This window comes from Achromobacter sp. Bel (assembly GCF_012928505.1).
GTDB lineage: Bacteria > Pseudomonadota > Gammaproteobacteria > Burkholderiales > Burkholderiaceae_B > Achromobacter.
In genome coordinates this window covers 202,321-218,849 of record NZ_JABBJN010000004.1, presented here as the reverse complement: position 1 = coordinate 218,849, position 16,529 = coordinate 202,321, and the positions used below count along the sequence as shown (strand labels likewise).

Sequence of the window (16,529 nt, the reverse complement as noted above, 5' to 3'; positions counted from 1 at the left end):
CGCCCGCCCGCCGCCTCGGTGCCCGGCGGCGACGGCGGGGGGCGGCTGGTCGTGCGCGACAACCTGGGCCATACCACCGACATTGAACGCTATTACCGGGCCGGCCTGCGATCGGCCAGGCACGACGTGTTGATCGCCAACGCCTATTTCTTCCCTGGCTACCGCCTGCTGCGCGACCTGGTCAACGCCGCGCGCCGGGGCGTGCGGGTGCGCCTGCTGCTGCAAGGCGAACCCGACGTGCTGGTGGCGCGGCTGGCCGCCTCCATGCTGTACGACCATCTGATGAGCGCGGGCGTCGAGATATTCGAATACTGCAAGCGGCCGCTGCACGGCAAGGTGGCTTGCGTGGACGACGACTGGTGCACCGTGGGCTCCAGCAACCTCGACCCCTTGAGTCTGGCGCTGAACCTGGAGGCGAACGTGGTGGCCCGCGACACGTCGCTCAACCGAGCGCTGCGCGACAGCCTGGACCGCCTGATCGAGCAGGACTGCAAGCCGGTGCCGAAAAGCCCCCGGCCCACGCGCACACTGCGGCGATTCTGGGTGGGCGTGGTGGTGTTCCACTTCCTGCGGCGCTTTCCGGCCTGGGCGGGCGCGCTGCCCGCCCACAAGCCCAAGCTGCAAACCATCAAACCCGCCGCGTCAGGCGAAGGCGAGGCAGCATGAGGGTATTCCGCACGAACCTGATGCGGTCGCTGCGCCACCGCTGGCCGCGCATCAAGAAGGTGCTGCCCTGGCTGATCCTGGCCGTCGTCGCGGGGCTGCTGTTCTATTTCGGACGTTCAGTCGATTGGCCGCAGGTGTGGCAAGCCATGCGCCGCATTCCCCGTGACGCCCTCTTGCTGGCCGGCGGCCTGACCGTGCTGGGCTACCTGAGCTATGGCACGCTGGACTTGCTGGGCCGCCGTTACACCGGCCACAAGCTGCGGGCGCCTGCCGTGCTGGGCGTGGCGTTGGTGAGCTATGCGCTGAACCTGAGCCTGGGCGTGCTGGTAGGTGGCCTGGGCGCGCGCCTGCGCCTGTATGCGCGGCTGGGTTGTCGCAAGGCGGTGGCCACCCGCGTTGCCCTGTTCGCGGCCGCGTCCAACTGGATCGGCTACGCCTGGGTGGCCGGCGCAGTGTTCGTCAGCGGCGTCATTCCCGTCCCCCAGGGCTGGGACGTGGGCAGCGGCGTGCTTCGGCTCATCGGCGCCGCCATGCTGGTGGCAGGCGCCGCCTATGTATGGGCCTGCGCCCGCGCGCGCCGACGTTCGGTCACCTGGATCGGGCAGCGTGTCACGTTGCCCCGGGTACGCATGGCAGCGCTGCAATGCCTGTTCGCCGGGATGTCGTGGATGTTCATGGGCGCGGTCGCTTATGTGCTGCTGCAAGGCAAGGCGCCCTATCCCGTCGTGCTGGGCATCCTGCTCTGCGCCAGCTTCGCCGCGGTGCTGACACGCGTGCCTGGCGGCCTGGGCACGACCGAGGCGATCTTCGTCGCCGTGCTGGCGCCGCGGCTGCCGTACTCGGAAGTCTTGGGTGCGGCCCTGGCGTACCGGGCCTGTTACGCCTTGGCGCCCCTGTGCCTGGCGTTGGCCGCGTTCCCCTTGATGGAAGCCGCCATCGCGTGGCGCAAGCGCCATGCGCATCCACACTTGCCCGGGCAGGAAAAAGCGTCGCTATAGCAGGGGCCGCCGGGCACGGCGCTTGCTGCTGTCGGGGCCATGAAAAAAAAGCCGCCCCCCGCCGAATCCGACCTGGTGGTCGCCTACCCGCGCCGCGCCAACGCGTCGGAACATGAGATCGCGTCCCAGGAAGCCCTGGCCTCGCGCCTGGCCGCCTTGCTGGGACGGCGCTTCAAGCCGGATTACCGCCCCAGCCGGCATCGGGACGAGCCGCCGCCCTACTACGTGCCCGACCGCACATTGATCGGTGTGGTGCGTGCCGCGCGGCTGGGCATCACCCGCGCCGCGGACCTGTATGGGGGCGTCGCGCCGCATTCCTTCGTTGCGGGAAAGGCCATCACGCACGGGCTGCCGGACCTGCGCGCCACGGCCCCGAAAGCGTGGGTCGCGGATTTGGCCGACGCGTTGCGCGACGTCGTGCTGACGGGCTACACCGCCTTCACGCCGCAGGACGCCGAGACCGCCGGCATGCGCCTGCTCAAGCACGGCCGGCTGCGCATCAAGCCGCCGGAGGCCACCGCCGGCCGCGGCCAGGTGGTCGTGCGCAACGCCGCCGAGCTGCGCACGGCATTGGCGGACCAGTCCGCCGCGGCCATGCGCAGGCTGGGGCTCGTGCTGGAGGAAGACCTGGAAGACGTCGCCACCTACAGCGTCGGTTGGGCGCGGGTGGGCAAGATGGAAATCTCTTACGTCGGCACGCAATCGCTGACCCCCGACAACGCGGGCATTCCGGTCTACGGTGGCTCGGAACTGCGGCTGGCGCGGGGCGGGTTCGACGCCTTGCGCGCCTTGGAGCTTGACCCCAGGGAACGCCAGGCGGTGGACATGGCCTGCCGCTACGACACGGCGGTGTCCACCGCCTACCCGCAGCTTTTCGCGTCGCGCCGCAATTACGACGTCGCGTTCGGGCGCAACGCGTCCGGGCAAGACCGCGCCGGCGTTCTGGAGCAATCCTGGCGGGCAGGCGGCGCCAGCCTGGCGGAACTGTCCGCCATGCAGGCATTCGCGCTCTCGCCGTCCATGGCGTCGGTGCGCGCCGCCACCCGCGAACGCTATGGTCGCGATGCCCCGAAGCCGATCCCGCAGCATCTGGTCTTCCATGGCGAGGACTCGGCCGTAGGCCACATCAGCAAGTCGGGCGGCGTACTGGAGGATGCCGATGGCGGCGCATAGCGATCCCATCGCGCTGTCGGTCGACGGCCAGACGCTGGACGGCACGTTCCTCACGCCCGAAGACAAGGTGCCGGGCGTGCTGTTCATCCATGGATGGGGCGGCAGCCAGGAATTCGACCTGTCGCGCGCCAAGGGGATTGCCGCGCTGGGATGCGTGTGCCTGACCTTTGACCTGCGCGGCCACGCCGCCACCCGCCAGCAGCAGCTGCAGGTCACCCGCGAAGACAACCTGCGCGACGCGGTGGCCGCCTACGACCGCCTGGCCGCCCATCCGTCGCTGGATTCGGGCTCCGTCGCAGTGGTGGGCAGCAGCTATGGCGGCTATCTGGCCGCCTTGCTGAGTGGCCTGCGGCGCGTGCGCTGGCTGGCGCTGCATGTGCCGGCCCTGTATCTGGACGACGAATGGCTGTTGCCCAAGAACCAGCTGAACCGCGACACGCTGCGCGCCTACCGCAATAGCTACGTGCCGCCCGAATCGAACCGCGCGTTGAAGGCGTGCGCAGATTTTTCCGGCGACGTGCTGATCGTGGAGGCCGAGCACGACACGTTCATCCCGCATTCCACCATCATGAGCTACCGCTCCGCGTTCCGGCGTTCGCACTCGCTGACCCACCGGATCATCGACGGCGCCGACCACGCCCTGACAGAAAAGACCGCGCAACGGGCCTACACGTCGATCCTGGTGAACTGGGTGACCGAAATGGTGACCGGCGCGCGGATGGGAGACCCGCGGCCGGCGCCCTGAAGCGGTCCGGGCCGTGCGGCCCGGGCGCCGCCTACCAATAAATGTCTTGCTTGTAATACGTATGCAGGCTGCGCGCCCACGTCTCGTCCGCCATGCTGGGCCAATTGTCCTTGTCGAAGCCCGGCGCGTTCTTCAGCGTTTCCTTATCGACGTTCAGGATGAAACACTTGCGGTCCGTGTCCAGCGTCAACGCGCCCCACGGGATCGCGAACAGCTTGTCGCCGATGCCCAGCACGCCGCCGCGCGACAGCACCGCATAGGCCACGCGGCCGCGTGGCACATCGATCATGATGTCCTTGATCGACCCTAGCTCCTCGCCCGCCGAGTTGTACACGTCATTGCCTTCCAGCGTGTCCGCCGCCATGACTTGCGGTCCCGGGCCGCCCGGGCTGCTCTTGGGGCCGCCCACGATGTTGGTTTGATTTTCCATGGTCTATCTCCTTTGCCGGGCGTGCGCCCCGCGTTGTGGTGGTAGGAATCCTTTCCTCCGCAAGCGCCGTGCCACAAGCGCGTCAGCCTGCCCACCATTGCTTGATCGTGGCGCGCAGCGCCGCGGCGCCTATAGCCCCGTCCTCCTTGCGCAAGGCCGCCATGTAGGCGCCGAACTGCTTGAGCGAGATATGCGGCGGCATCGGCGGCACTTCGGGGTCGGTGACCATTTCCAGCACCGTCGGCCGCCCGGCGGCCAGTGCGCGGTCCCACGCGGGGCCGACCTCGTCCGGCCCGGTCACCCGGATGCCCTCCAGGCCCAGCATGCGGCCGTAGTCCGCATACGAGAACGGCGGCAGCCACTGCGAATCGCCAAACCGGGGATCGCCGCCCATGACGCGCTGCTCCCACGTCACCAGGTTCAGATCGCCGTTGTTCAGCACCAGCACCACCAGGGTGGGGTTGGCCCAATCCTTCCAGCGGTGCGCGATGGTGATCAGTTCATTGATGCCCAGCATCTGCATCGCGCCGTCGCCCACCAGCGCGACCACCGGACGGCCCGGGTGCGCCAGCTTGGCCGCCAGCGCGTAGGGCACGCCGCAGCCCATGCTGGCCAGGCCACCCGACACGGACCCCATCATGCCGTCACGCAATTGCACGTCACGCGCGTACCAGTTGGCCGCCGACCCCGAATCGCATGTGACGATGCATTGCGGCGGCAAGCGCCGCGACAGCTCCACGAACGGGCGCTGGGGGTTGATGCCGTTGGCCTGGACCATGGCGCGGGCCGCGACCGTCTCGCGCCAGCGCGCCACGCGCTTTTCGATCCCCTTGCGCCAACGGTCCGATGCCTTGGCCTCCAGCCGCGGCAGCAACGCCTGCAAGGTCAACCGCGCGTCGCCTACCAGGCCGGCTTCCACCGGATACCGCAGGCTGAGCATGCGCCCGTCGACGTCGATCTGCACCGCCCTGGCCTGCCCTTCCCTGGGCAGGAATTCGGCATAGGGAAACGACGTTCCCACCATCAGAAGCGTGTCGCACTCGTTCATCATTTCCCAGCTGGGCTGCGTGCCTAGCAGGCCGATGGCGCCCGTCACGTAGGGCAGCTCGTCCGGCACCACGGCCTTGCCCAACAAGGCCTTGGCCACTCCTGCGCCCAGCCGCTGCGCCACCGCCTTCACCGCGTCGCCGGCCTCGAGTGCGCCCGCGCCCACCAGCATCGCCACGCGTTCGCCGCGATTCAGGATCGCGGCCGCGTTGTCCAGCGCCGCCTCGGGCGGGACGGCGGCGTGCGACGTCAGGCCGATGCCCGTGTGCACCGTGCCATGTTCGCGGGGCGGCGCCTCCACCGCCTCCAGGTCCTGCACGTCGTTAGGAAAGATCAGGCAGGCCACCCCGCGCCGCTCCATCGCGATGCGCATGGCGCGGTCCACCATGTGGCGCACCTGCAAGGGCGAGGTCACCATATGCACGAAATCGTGCGCCACGTCCTTGAACAGGTTGGCAAGGTCCACTTCCTGCTGATAATCGCCGCCCAGCGCACTGCGCGCCTGCTGGCCCACGATCGCCACCACGGGCTGATGATCCAGCTTTGCGTCGTACAGGCCGTTGAGCAGGTGGATGGCTCCGGGGCCGGACGTCGCCAGGCACACGCCGACCTGGCCGGTAAACTTGGCGTGGGCACAGGCCATGAACGCCGCGCCCTCCTCGTGGCGGGTCTGGACGAATTCCAATTCCTGGTTTCTCCCGAACGCGCCGATCAGCCCGTTGATCCCGTCCCCGGGATAGCCGAACACGCGCTGCACGCCCCATTCGCCCAGCCGGGCGAGCACAAAATCGGAAACCGTTTTCAAGTTGGCGCTCCTTTCCAGGGTCTTGTGAACCTGGGGGCGCCGCAATCGCCATGCCCGGCCGGCGACGCTTACCCGCAATGGTGCACTGCTCCCAGATTTACAAACGCCAGCAACAACGACACCCGGCCTGCCCAATCCGGAGGCCGCCGTGCCATGGCGACGGCGTGGGAACGCCTCTTGCGCATAGAAAGGCTTACGGAATCGGGCCCCCTTTTTCAGCGGCCCTCCGACCTCCCCGGAGCAACAAGCATGGCGACGACGACAATACTCATAGTGGCTGCCGAAGCATTCCCCCTTGCCAAGACCGGCGGGCTGGGGGACGCCATCACGGGCATGGCGCGGGCGCTGTCCGAACGCGGCATCGCCACCACCATCCTGCTGCCCGCCTACCGCGGCGTGGCCGCCCGCCTGGACGGGCAGCGCGAAGCGGCAAGGCTGGAAGACCTGCCGGGCGGCGACGCGCGCCTGCTGTCGGGCGTGTGCCCGGTATCCGAGCTGTCCTTCCTGCTGCTGGAGAACGACGCGCTCTACGACCGCGCCGGCCTGTACATGGACGACGGTGGCCAGGAGCACGCGGACAACGGCGTGCGTTACGCCGCCTTGTGCCATGCCGCGGTGCGGATCGCGCGCGGACTGCCCGGCCTGCCCCGGCCCACGATATTGCATGCGCATGACTGGCATGCGGCCCTGGCCCCGATGCTGCTGCGCGAAGCCGGCATCGACGACGTGAAAAGCGTGCTGACCATCCACAATTTGGCCTTCCAGGGCCAATTCCCGCTCGAGGACGCCGCGGCGCTGGGTATTCCTCCCGCCTGCCGGGGCGAAGACGCCATGGTGGCCTGGGACAAGCTCAACTTCATGAAGGCAGGGATCCGCCACGCCGACCGCGTGACGACCGTCAGCCGTACCTATGCCCGCGAAATCCTGACCCCCGCCTTCGGCTGCGGCCTGGACGGCTTGCTGCGCGAGCGCGCAGCCGACCTGATGGCGATCCCCAACGGCATCGACACCACGCTCTGGGACCCCTCGCGCGATCCGCAACTTGGGCCGTTGCGCTATCACGCCGGCGATCTCGCGAACAAGCGTTTGTGCAAGACGGTGCTGCAGCGCGAATTCAATCTGCCGCCGGATGCGCAGGCCACGCTGGTCGTGCTGGGCAGCCGCCTGACCGAACAGAAAATGGCGGATGTCGCCGCCGACGCCCTGCCCCGCGTGCTGGACGCGCATCCGGAAATGCAGGTCGCCATCCTGGGCCAGGGCGACCGTCGCCTGGAAGGCGAGCTGAAGTCGTTGGCTGCGCGCTACCCCACACGTTGCGCGACTCGCATCGGCTACAACGAGACCGGCGCGCACCGGCTGCATGCGGGCGGCGACATCCTGCTTCATGGCAGCCGCTTCGAGCCCTTCGGGCTGACCCCGCTGTACGCCATGCGCTACGGCACGGTCCCTGTCGGGTCCCGCGTGGGCGGCATGGCCGACACGATCGAAGACCCGGGTGCGGACGCGCCGCTGACCGCGATGGCGTTCGCCAACGGCCTGCTGTTCGACGGCGACAGCCCGGATGCCATGGCCGACGCGCTGACGCGGGCGATGCACCTGCGCCGTCACCCGACCCTGTGGCGGGCGATGCAGCGCAATGCGATGACCCGGGATTTCAGCTGGCAGCGCGCCGTCGGTCCGTATGAACATCTGATCCACACGCTGGCAGGCGATTGCGCCGTCGAAGCCGCCGCCCCGGCGTCCGCGCCGGCCCCGACGCCCCACGCGGGACACCGGCGGACTCGGCAGGCACGCGGCTCCATGCCGATGCCGCTTTAAAGGCGGATACGCATGGCTGCCACCGCCCGCCTAGCCCTGGCCCCCTCTGCCCCGTTGCGCATCTGCCATGCGCCGCAGGGGTTCCCGGACGGCGGGCCCACGGCAGACGGCGCCTTGCGGGACGCCCGGTTGACCCGGATCCGCCAGGCAGGATTCAACGCCGTGCTGATCCCGGCCCCCTGGCTGCGCCCCGCAGGCGCCCATTCCCTGGCGCCCGTCGACGCCGACCGGAGCCCTGCGGCGGATCGGACAGAACCAATCACGGACAGCTTGTCGCGGTTGGCGCAGGCAGCGGCCGATCATGAGCTGGCCTTGTGGGTCCGTGTGACGTTCGACCGCGTGTCGGTGGACGCCAGTCCCGCCACCGCGCCGCCGGGCTGGTACCGCGCACACCCGGAAGATCCGGCGCGCGATCCCCGCCTGCCCGTCGGCGACTGGGGCCTGATGGCGCTGAATGACGGCCCGCCCGCGGGTTTCGCGGCGTCCTGGAGCGCGCGGCTGTCGCGCTGGGCCGACGCCGGCGTCTCCGGCTTCCTGTTCGACGCGCCGCAGTGCCTGCCCGCCCGTGCCTGGCAGGAATTGCTGGCGCCGCTTGCGCGGCATGCCTGCCGCCCCTCCGCCGTGGCCTGGACCCCCGGCATGACTCCACCGCAATTGGAGGCCTTGCGCGACGCCGGTTTCCACGGCGTGTTTTCGTCCCTGGCCTGGTGGGACTACAAGTCCGGCTGGTTGGCCGAAGAGGCCGCGCGGCTGGAAAAAGTGGCATCGGTCCTGGCCAGCGTGTCACCGTTGGACCGCATGGCGTTGGACACCAGGACGCCCGCCGACCATCGCCGCGCCTGGGCGGCCGCCTTCACCGCCAACGGCTGGCTGGCCGACGAAGCGGACGTCGACCCGCCCGGTCCGGCGCGGGACATCAACGATTGGCTCGCCGCGCAGCCGCCCCTGACGGGGCCGCCCCATGTGCTGGGCGGCCGCGACGGCCGTGCGACGCTGGTGTTGCGCGGCGCCGCGGAGGGCGCAACGGCGATCCTTGCCTTGAATCCCGCCGATGCGGCGCGGGCGCGGGTCGATTGGGATGCCGTGGCGTCCAGTCTGCCACCCGGCGATATCGTGCCGCATCGGGACGCCGAAACGCCCATGCTGGAGGGCGATGCACTGCCTCCCGCCGGCTGCGCCGTGATGTCGGTCACGCCCATGCCGCCCGTCCGCGAAGCCTCCCGGCATCCCGGCCCCCGTACCGAAGGCGGCGCCGGCTTGCGCATCGCCATCGAAAGCGTCTCGCCGGCCGTGGATGACGGCGCGCACCCAGTCAAATGCGTGGTGCACGAACGCGTCACCGTCCAGGCGGACCTGGTGATGGACGGCCACGACCGCATCGCCGCCGAACTGCGCTGGCGCGCGGCCGACGAGCCGGACTGGCGCCGCGTTCCCCTTCAATTGCTTGCCAATGACCGCTGGCAAGCCAGTTTTCGGCCACGCCGCATCGGCCCGCACGAGTTTCAGGTCGCCGCGTGGTTCGACGTCTGGCAGACCTACCGCCACGATCTGGAGGTCAAGCACCGCGCAGGACGCGCGCGGGGTCTGGAAATCGCGGAGGGCGTGCAGTTGCTGCGCGAGGCCGACAAGCGCGCCGGCCGCCACGCGAATCGGAACGACAGCTTGGCAGAGATTACGCGCGTGCTGAAGGCGCTGCCCGACGTGCCCGCCGATGCCGCGCCGACGGACGAGCAGGTCGCCCTGCTGCTGGATGCCAGCCTGGCGCATGCCATGCGCGACATGGACGCGCATCCCTTTGAATCCGTGACCGCCACGCGGTATCCGGTCTGGGTCGACCGGCCGCAAGCCGCCCACGGTGCGTGGTATGAGCTGTTCCCACGGTCGCAGTCGCCCGAACCCGGCCGCCACGGCACCTTTGACGACGTCATCGCGCGGCTGCCCGACATCCAGGAAATGGGCTTCGACGTGTTGTACATGCCGCCCATCCACCCGATTGGGCTGCGCAACCGGAAAGGACCCAACAACAGCCTGACCGCCGGCCCGGACGACGTCGGCAGCCCCTACGCCATCGGCGCGCCGGAAGGCGGCCACGACGCCATCGACCCCAAGCTGGGCACGCTCGCGGACTTCCTGCGGCTGGTGAAAGCGGCAGAAGGCCACGGCATGGAGCTGGCGCTGGATTTCGCCATCCAGTGTTCGCCCGACCACCCCTGGCTGCAGGCGCACCCCGACTGGTTCTCGTGGCGCCCGGACGGGTCGCTGCGCTATGCCGAAAATCCGCCGAAGAAGTATGAAGACATCGTCAACGTCTCGTTCTACGGCGCCCCGCCGCGCCGGGCCCGCAAGCTGGCGCTGTGGCGCGCGCTGCGCGACGTGGTGTTGTTCTGGGTCGAGCACGGGGTGCGCATTTTCCGGGTGGACAACCCGCACACCAAGCCGCTGCCATTCTGGCAATGGCTGATCGCCGAAGTGCATGGCCAGCACCCCGACGTGCTGTTCCTGTCCGAAGCGTTCACCCGGCCCAAGATGATGTACCGGCTGGCCAAGGTGGGGTTCACGCAGTCCTACACCTACTTCACGTGGCGCAACGACAAGGCCGAATTGCAGGCCTATCTGGAAGAGATCTCGCGGCCGCCGCCGGCCGATTTCTTCCGCCCGCATTTCTTCGTCAACACGCCGGACATCAATCCGCTGTTCCTGCAGACGTCAGGCCGCGCGGGCTTCCTCATCCGCGCGGCGCTGGCCGCGATGGGAGCCGGCCTGTGGGGCATGTATAGCGGATTCGAGTTGTGCGAGTCCGCCGCCGTGCCTGGCAAGGAGGAATATCTGGATTCCGAAAAGTACGAACTGCGCCCGCGCGACTGGCGCCAGCCGGGCAATATCCGCGCCGAGATCACGCGCCTGAACCAGATCCGCCGCGCCAACCCCGCATTGCAGACCCATCGCGGGCTGACCGCCGTCGCCAGTGGCAATGACCGAGTGCTGGCCTTTTTGAAGGCTACGCCCGGCCTGGGCAACGTGGTGCTGGCGGTGGTCAGCCTGGACCCGTTCAATCCGCAGGCCGCGCATCTGGAACCGCCGCTGTGGCGGTTCGCGGACGCCGGCGTGGCAGAGGCCGGCGCGGGGCAGTTGACGGCCGAAGACCTGCTGACGGACAGCCGCGACACCTGGCGCGATGCGACGCGCACCGTGGCGCTGTCCCCCGACCAACCCTATCGCATCTGGCGTTTGTCCCTGCATGGTTGACGCCGCCCGGAGCCCAAGCACATGATCAGTGAAACCCTGCCCCTCAAGGACGACGGCCTTTGGTACAAGGACGCCGTCATCTACCAGTTGCATGTGAAGTCGTTCTTCGACTCGAATGACGATGGGGTGGGAGACGTGCCCGGCCTGATCATGAAGCTGGACTACATCGCCAGCCTGGGCGTGAACACGATCTGGCTGTTGCCCTTCTACCCCTCGCCCCGCCGCGACGACGGCTACGACATCGCCGACTACCGGGGCGTGCACCCCGACTACGGCACCGTGGCCGACGTGCGCAAGCTGATCCGCGAGGCCCACGCCCGGGGCCTGCGCGTGATCACGGAACTGGTCGTGAACCATACCTCGGACCAGCACCGGTGGTTCCAGCGCGCCCGCACGTCGCGCCCCGGCTCGGCGGCGCGCAATTTCTACGTCTGGTCGGACAACGACAAGGCCTACGCCGGCACCCGCATCATCTTCTGCGACACTGAAAAATCCAACTGGACGTGGGACCCGGAGGCGCAGGCCTATTTCTGGCACCGCTTCTATTCGCATCAGCCCGACCTGAACTACGACAACCCCCAGGTGCTCAAGGAAGTGCTGTCCGTCATGCGCCACTGGCTGGACATGGGGGTGGACGGGCTGCGGCTGGACGCGGTGCCGTATCTGGTGGAACGCGAGGGCACCAACAACGAGAACCTGCCCGAAACGCACCAGGTGCTGAAACAGATACGCGCGGTGATCGACGCCGAGTACCCCGGCCGCCTGCTGCTGGCGGAAGCCAACCAATGGCCGGAAGACGCCCAGGAGTATTTCGGCGCGGGCGACGAATGCCACATGTCGTTCCATTTTCCGCTGATGCCGCGGATGTACATGGCGATCGCCCAGGAAGACCGTTTCCCCATCACCGACATCATCCGCCAGACGCCCGACATCCCCGCCACCTGCCAATGGGCCATCTTCTTGCGCAACCATGACGAACTGACGTTGGAAATGGTGACCAGCCGCGAACGCGATTACCTATGGAGCGTATACGCCGCCGACCCGCGCGCGCGCATCAACCTGGGCATCCGCCGCCGCCTGGCCCCGTTGCTGGAGCGTGACCGCCGCCGCGTCGAACTGATGAACAGCCTGCTGCTGTCCATGCCCGGCACGCCGGTGCTGTACTACGGCGACGAACTGGGCATGGGCGACAACGTGCATCTAGGCGACCGCGATGGCGTGCGCACCCCCATGCAATGGTCGCCGGACCGCAACGGCGGCTTTTCACGGGCAGATCCCGAGCGCCTGCCGCTGCCCGTGCTGATGGGGCCGCTGTACGGCTACGAGGCGGTCAACGTGGAAGCCCAGCAGCGGGATCCGCATTCGCTGCTGAACTGGACGCGCCGCATGTTGGCGCAGCGCCGCCAGACGCACGCGTTCGGCCGCGGAACGCTGCGCTTCATCCTGGCCGGAAACCGCAAGATCCTGGCCTATCTGCGCCAATGGAACGACACCATCATCCTGTGCGTGGCGAACCTGTCGAACGCCGCGCAACCCGTGGAACTGCCGTTGCAGGCCTTCAATGGCCGGGTGCCGGTGGAAATGCTGGGTGGCACGCCGTTCCCCGCCATCGGCGAATTGCCTTATCTGCTGACGCTGCCGCCTTACGGCTTTTACTGGATGGATCTGAGCGCGGACGCGGCCCCGCCTGGTTGGCATGCCAGCGCCCCGGCGCAGATGCCCGAACTGACGACGTTGGTGTTGAAATCGCGCGGCGGCGCCGCGTTGACCGACGCCTCGCGCGCCACGCTGGAAAACGAGGTGCTGCCCGAATACCTGGCCCGCCAACGCTGGTTCCCCGGTACGCACGCGCCCGCCCGGGCCCGGCTCGCCTATGCCACGCCATTCACCGCCGCCAGCGGCGAGTACTACTGGGCCGAAGTCCAGCCTGAAGACGGCGTGGACGGCTGGCGCGCGCAGGCCCCCTTCGTGCTGGTCTGGGACGAAACGGCGCAAGTGCAATACCCCATCGCGCGCGTGCGCCGGGGGGCAGAAGTCGGCACGCTTGCCGACGCCTTCCTGCAACCGGGGTTCGTGCTGGGCGTGATCGAGGCGTTGCGCGCCGGCCGCGAGCTGGACGGCCGCGACAGCGGCAAGCCGGGCGACAAACCCGGCGTCATCCGCTATCTGGCGGAACCCGGCCTGGCCGCGCTGGCCCTCGGCGACGAACCCGCGCTGCAATGGATCAGCGGCGAACAATCCAACAGTTCCGTCATCCTGGGGGGGCAGGCGATCCTCAAGCTGATACGCAACGTGCAGCCCGGGGTCTCGGCGGAAGTCGAAATGACCCGCCATCTGACCCGTGCCGGCTATGCCAACATCCCTGCCCTGCTGGGCGAAGTGCAGCGCGTGGACGCCGACGGTGTTGCGCACACGCTGGCCGTGCTGCATGCTTTCGTGACCAATGAGGGCGACGCCTGGACCTGGACACTTGACTACCTCAAGCGCACGCTGGGCGCCGCGCTGCTGGGCGGGGACAGCCCGGAAGAATTTGAAGCCAGCCTGGAAGGCTATACCGTCATGGCGGCCACGATCGGACGCCGGCTGGCGGAATTGCACAACGCGTTGGCGCAACCGTCTTCCGACCCCGCTTTCACCCCGCGCACGGCCACGGCGGAAGACGCCGACGCGCACGCCGCCCGGATCATCGCCCAACTGGACCGCGCGGGTGACGCGCTGCACGCCGTGCAAGACACCCTGGAAGCGCCGTCGCGCGCCTGCGCCGAGTGGTTCTTCGAACACCGCGCCCGCCTCGCGCAACAGGTCGGCGCCATGGCGCAGGCCCTGACCGGTGCGCCGTTGATTCGCGTGCACGGCGATTTCCATCTTGGCCAGGTGCTGGTCGCGCAAACGGACGCCTACCTGATCGATTTCGAGGGCGAACCCATCCAGTCCCTGCAAGCACGCCGGCAGATGGCCAACCCTTATAAGGACGTCGCCGGCATGTTGCGTTCCTTCGATTACGCCGCTGCGTCCATTGCACGTGGAGACCCGCCGGGCGGCGCTCCGCTGGGCGGCGCACCCACCGACGCCAACGCCGGGCCTGCCGACGCCGCCACCGCGCACGGCGCGCCCGTGGAACTGCGCGATGCCTTGCTGGCTCGCTTCGGTTCACGGGCCGCCGAGGCCTTCCTGGCGGGCTATGCCGAAGCCGCCACCACGGCCGTTGCGCTACCTGCGGCCCAGGAAGGCCCACTGCTCAAGCTGGCGCTGCTGGAGAAAGCCGCCTACGAAGTCAGCTATGAAGCCGCGCATCGTCCTGATTGGATCTCGATCCCGCTATGCGCCTTGACCGAACTGGCGCGAGAGCTGCTACAGGCCGCCGCGATCAACAACGAGGAACACGCCCAATGAACCCCCGCGCCACCGCCACGCCGCCCCCCCGCGCCACGCCCGCTGGCCAGGTGGACGCCGACACGCTGGCCGCCCTGGCTGCCGGGCTGCATGCCGATCCGTTCTCGGTGCTAGGCCCCCACGACGGCGTGGTCCGCGCGCTGGCGCCCGGCGCGGCCGCCGTGTGGGTCGTCACCAGCGATGGCCAGCGCGCGGCGCTGCACGAACAGGCGCACGGGCTGTTTGCTGGCGCCGCGCCGAACGCCCGCCCGGGCCGGCCGGATTCCTACCAGCTGGCGATCCAATGGCCGGGCGCGGAACAGATCACGCCCGATGCCTATGCCTTCGGCCCCGTGTTGTCCGCCCAAGACCTGGACGCGCTGGCCGCCGGCGATTGGCGCGCCGCGCTGAACCTGCTGGGAACAAGGCTGACCGACATGGACGGCATCGCCGGGCTGCGCTGCGCGGTCTGGGCGCCCAACGCGCGGCGGGTCGCTGTCGTGGGCGACTTCAACAGCTGGGACGGCCGCCGCCACCCGATGCGTTTGCGGCACGCGGCCGGCGTCTGGGAACTGTTCATCCCGGGGGTCGCGGCCGGCGACCGCTACAAGTTCGCGATCACCGGCGCCGACGGCGCCATTGCCCTGAAAGCCGACCCCATGGCGCGCCGCGCCCAGGCGGCCCCTGCCACGGCATCCGTCGTGGACGACCCTTCCCCCTACCCCTGGACGGACGACGCATGGATGCGATCCCGCGCCGGGCGCCAAGCCCGCCAAGCCCCCATTTCCATCTACGAAGTACACGCCGGCTCCTGGCTCGCGCCCGATGGCGCGCGCTGCGTCTGGGACCAGCTCGCCGACAAGCTGCCCGCCTACGCGCACGCCATGGGGTTCTCGCATGTCGAATTGATGCCAATCATGGAATATCCGTTCGGCGGTTCCTGGGGCTACCAGCCGCTGGGCCTGTTCGCGCCTTCCGCGCGCTTTGGACCGCCCGACGCCTTCGCCCGCTTCATCGACCGCTGCCACGCCGCCGGCATCGGCGTCATCCTGGACTGGGTACCCGCGCATTTTCCCGATGACGCGCACGGCCTGGCGCGTTTCGACGGCACGCCGCTCTATGAGTACGCGGACCCCCGCGAAGGCTATCACCCCGACTGGAACACGCTTGTCTACAACCTGGGCCGGACCGAGGTGAAAGCCTTCATGATCGCCAGCGCCATCCACTGGCTGCAACGCTTCCATATCGATGGCCTGCGCGTGGACGCCGTGGCGTCGATGCTCTACCGCGACTACAGCCGCCAGCCCGGCGAATGGATTCCGAACCGGCACGGCGGGCGCGAAAACCTGGAGGCCGTCGCGTTCCTCCAGGCGCTGAACGACACGGTGCGCGAGCAAGCCCCCGATGCCATCGTCGTGGCAGAGGAATCCACCGCCTGGCCTGGCGTGACGGCGCCCGTGGCGCAAGGCGGCCTGGGCTTCCACTACAAATGGAACATGGGCTGGATGCACGACACGCTGCGCTACCTGCATGAAGACCCGGTGCACCGCAAGCACCATCACCACGACATCACGTTCGGCATGGCATACGCGTATTCCGAGCGCTTCATCCTGCCCCTGTCGCATGACGAAGTGGTCCACGGCAAGGGTTCGCTGCTGAACAAGATGCCGGGCGACCGTGCCGCCAAGCTGGCCAACCTGCGCGCCTATCTGGGATTCATGTGGGCGCACCCGGGCAAGAAGCTGCTGTTCATGGGCGGCGAACTGGCCTGCCCGGCGGAATGGAACCATGACGCCTCGCTGGACTGGAACCTGCTGGACGACGCCGGCCACAAGGGCGTGCAGCGCCTGGTCGCGGACTTGAACCGGCTTTATCGGGATACGCCCGCCTTGCACGAGCTTGACAGCGACCCGGCAGGCTTCGCGTGGGTGGTGATGGACGACGCCGACAACAGCGTGGCCGCGTTCCTGCGGCACGCCGGCGGATCCCTGGTGCTGGCCGTGTCGAATTTCACGCCCGTTGCCCGCCACGGCTACCGGATGGGTGTGCCCATGGCAGGACGATGGACCGAAACGCTGAACACCGACGCCGGGTGCTACGGCGGCTCGGGCCAGGGCAACCAGGGCGCCGCCCTGACGGCGGCCGAGCCCTCGCACGGCCATGCGCAATCGCTAGCCCTGACGCTGCCGCCCCTGTCCACCCTCTTTTTCACGCTGGAAGGCTAACCCC

At 68.8% G+C, this 16,529-nt stretch carries 10 protein-coding genes; 8 read left to right on the top strand and 2 right to left on the bottom strand.

Annotated elements, in window-relative coordinates:
- The 4 genes from clsB to HG262_RS04530 all read left to right on the top strand — a co-directional run.
- The coding region (clsB, locus tag HG262_RS04545) for a cardiolipin synthase ClsB (RefSeq protein ID WP_248293235.1) at window positions 1–666 on the top strand (666 nt) is incomplete at its 5' end.
- Window positions 663–1,664, top strand: coding sequence for a lysylphosphatidylglycerol synthase domain-containing protein (locus tag HG262_RS04540; protein ID WP_169269906.1), 1,002 nt, complete (start codon window positions 663–665; stop codon window positions 1,662–1,664). The genes clsB and HG262_RS04540, both read left to right, overlap by 4 nt.
- Before the next feature lie 39 nt (window positions 1,665–1,703).
- Window positions 1,704–2,837 (top strand): DUF3182 family protein, encoded by a 1,134-nt coding sequence (locus HG262_RS04535; protein WP_169269905.1) that lies wholly within the window; start codon window positions 1,704–1,706, stop codon window positions 2,835–2,837.
- Window positions 2,824–3,582: an alpha/beta fold hydrolase gene (locus HG262_RS04530; protein ID WP_169269904.1), complete on the top strand. Its 759-nt coding sequence runs from the start codon at window positions 2,824–2,826 to the stop codon at window positions 3,580–3,582. Before HG262_RS04535 ends, HG262_RS04530 begins: the two co-directional genes overlap by 14 nt.
- A gap of 31 nt (window positions 3,583–3,613) precedes the next feature.
- On the opposite strand, the gene HG262_RS04525 is transcribed toward HG262_RS04530, so the two are convergent.
- Window positions 3,614–4,012: a PRC-barrel domain-containing protein gene (locus tag HG262_RS04525; protein ID WP_169269903.1), complete on the bottom strand. Its 399-nt coding sequence runs from the start codon at window positions 4,010–4,012 to the stop codon at window positions 3,614–3,616.
- Window positions 4,013–4,094: 82 nt separating this feature from the next.
- Window positions 4,095–5,864: a thiamine pyrophosphate-requiring protein gene (locus tag HG262_RS04520; RefSeq protein ID WP_169269902.1), complete on the bottom strand. Its 1,770-nt coding sequence runs from the start codon at window positions 5,862–5,864 to the stop codon at window positions 4,095–4,097.
- A 249-nt stretch (window positions 5,865–6,113) separates the two neighbouring features.
- Here HG262_RS04520 and glgA point away from each other — a divergent pair, with 249 nt between their 5' ends.
- From glgA to glgB, 4 genes are read left to right on the top strand one after another with little or no spacing between them, the layout of a single operon-like run.
- Window positions 6,114–7,682, top strand: coding sequence for a glycogen synthase GlgA (gene glgA, locus HG262_RS04515; RefSeq protein ID WP_169269901.1), 1,569 nt, complete (start codon window positions 6,114–6,116; stop codon window positions 7,680–7,682).
- A gap of 12 nt (window positions 7,683–7,694) precedes the next feature.
- Window positions 7,695–10,928 (top strand): alpha-1,4-glucan--maltose-1-phosphate maltosyltransferase, encoded by a 3,234-nt coding sequence (locus tag HG262_RS04510; RefSeq protein WP_169269900.1) that lies wholly within the window; start codon window positions 7,695–7,697, stop codon window positions 10,926–10,928.
- 21 nt (window positions 10,929–10,949) lie between these two features.
- On the top strand, window positions 10,950–14,321 hold the full coding sequence (treS, locus tag HG262_RS04505; protein ID WP_169269899.1) for a maltose alpha-D-glucosyltransferase: 3,372 nt from the start codon (window positions 10,950–10,952) through the stop codon (window positions 14,319–14,321).
- A complete protein-coding gene (gene glgB / locus HG262_RS04500) occupies window positions 14,318–16,525 on the top strand; it encodes a 1,4-alpha-glucan branching protein GlgB (protein ID WP_211186952.1) in 2,208 nt (735 codons plus the stop codon). Before treS ends, glgB begins: the two co-directional genes overlap by 4 nt.
- The last annotated feature ends 4 nt before the right edge of the window (window positions 16,526–16,529 follow it).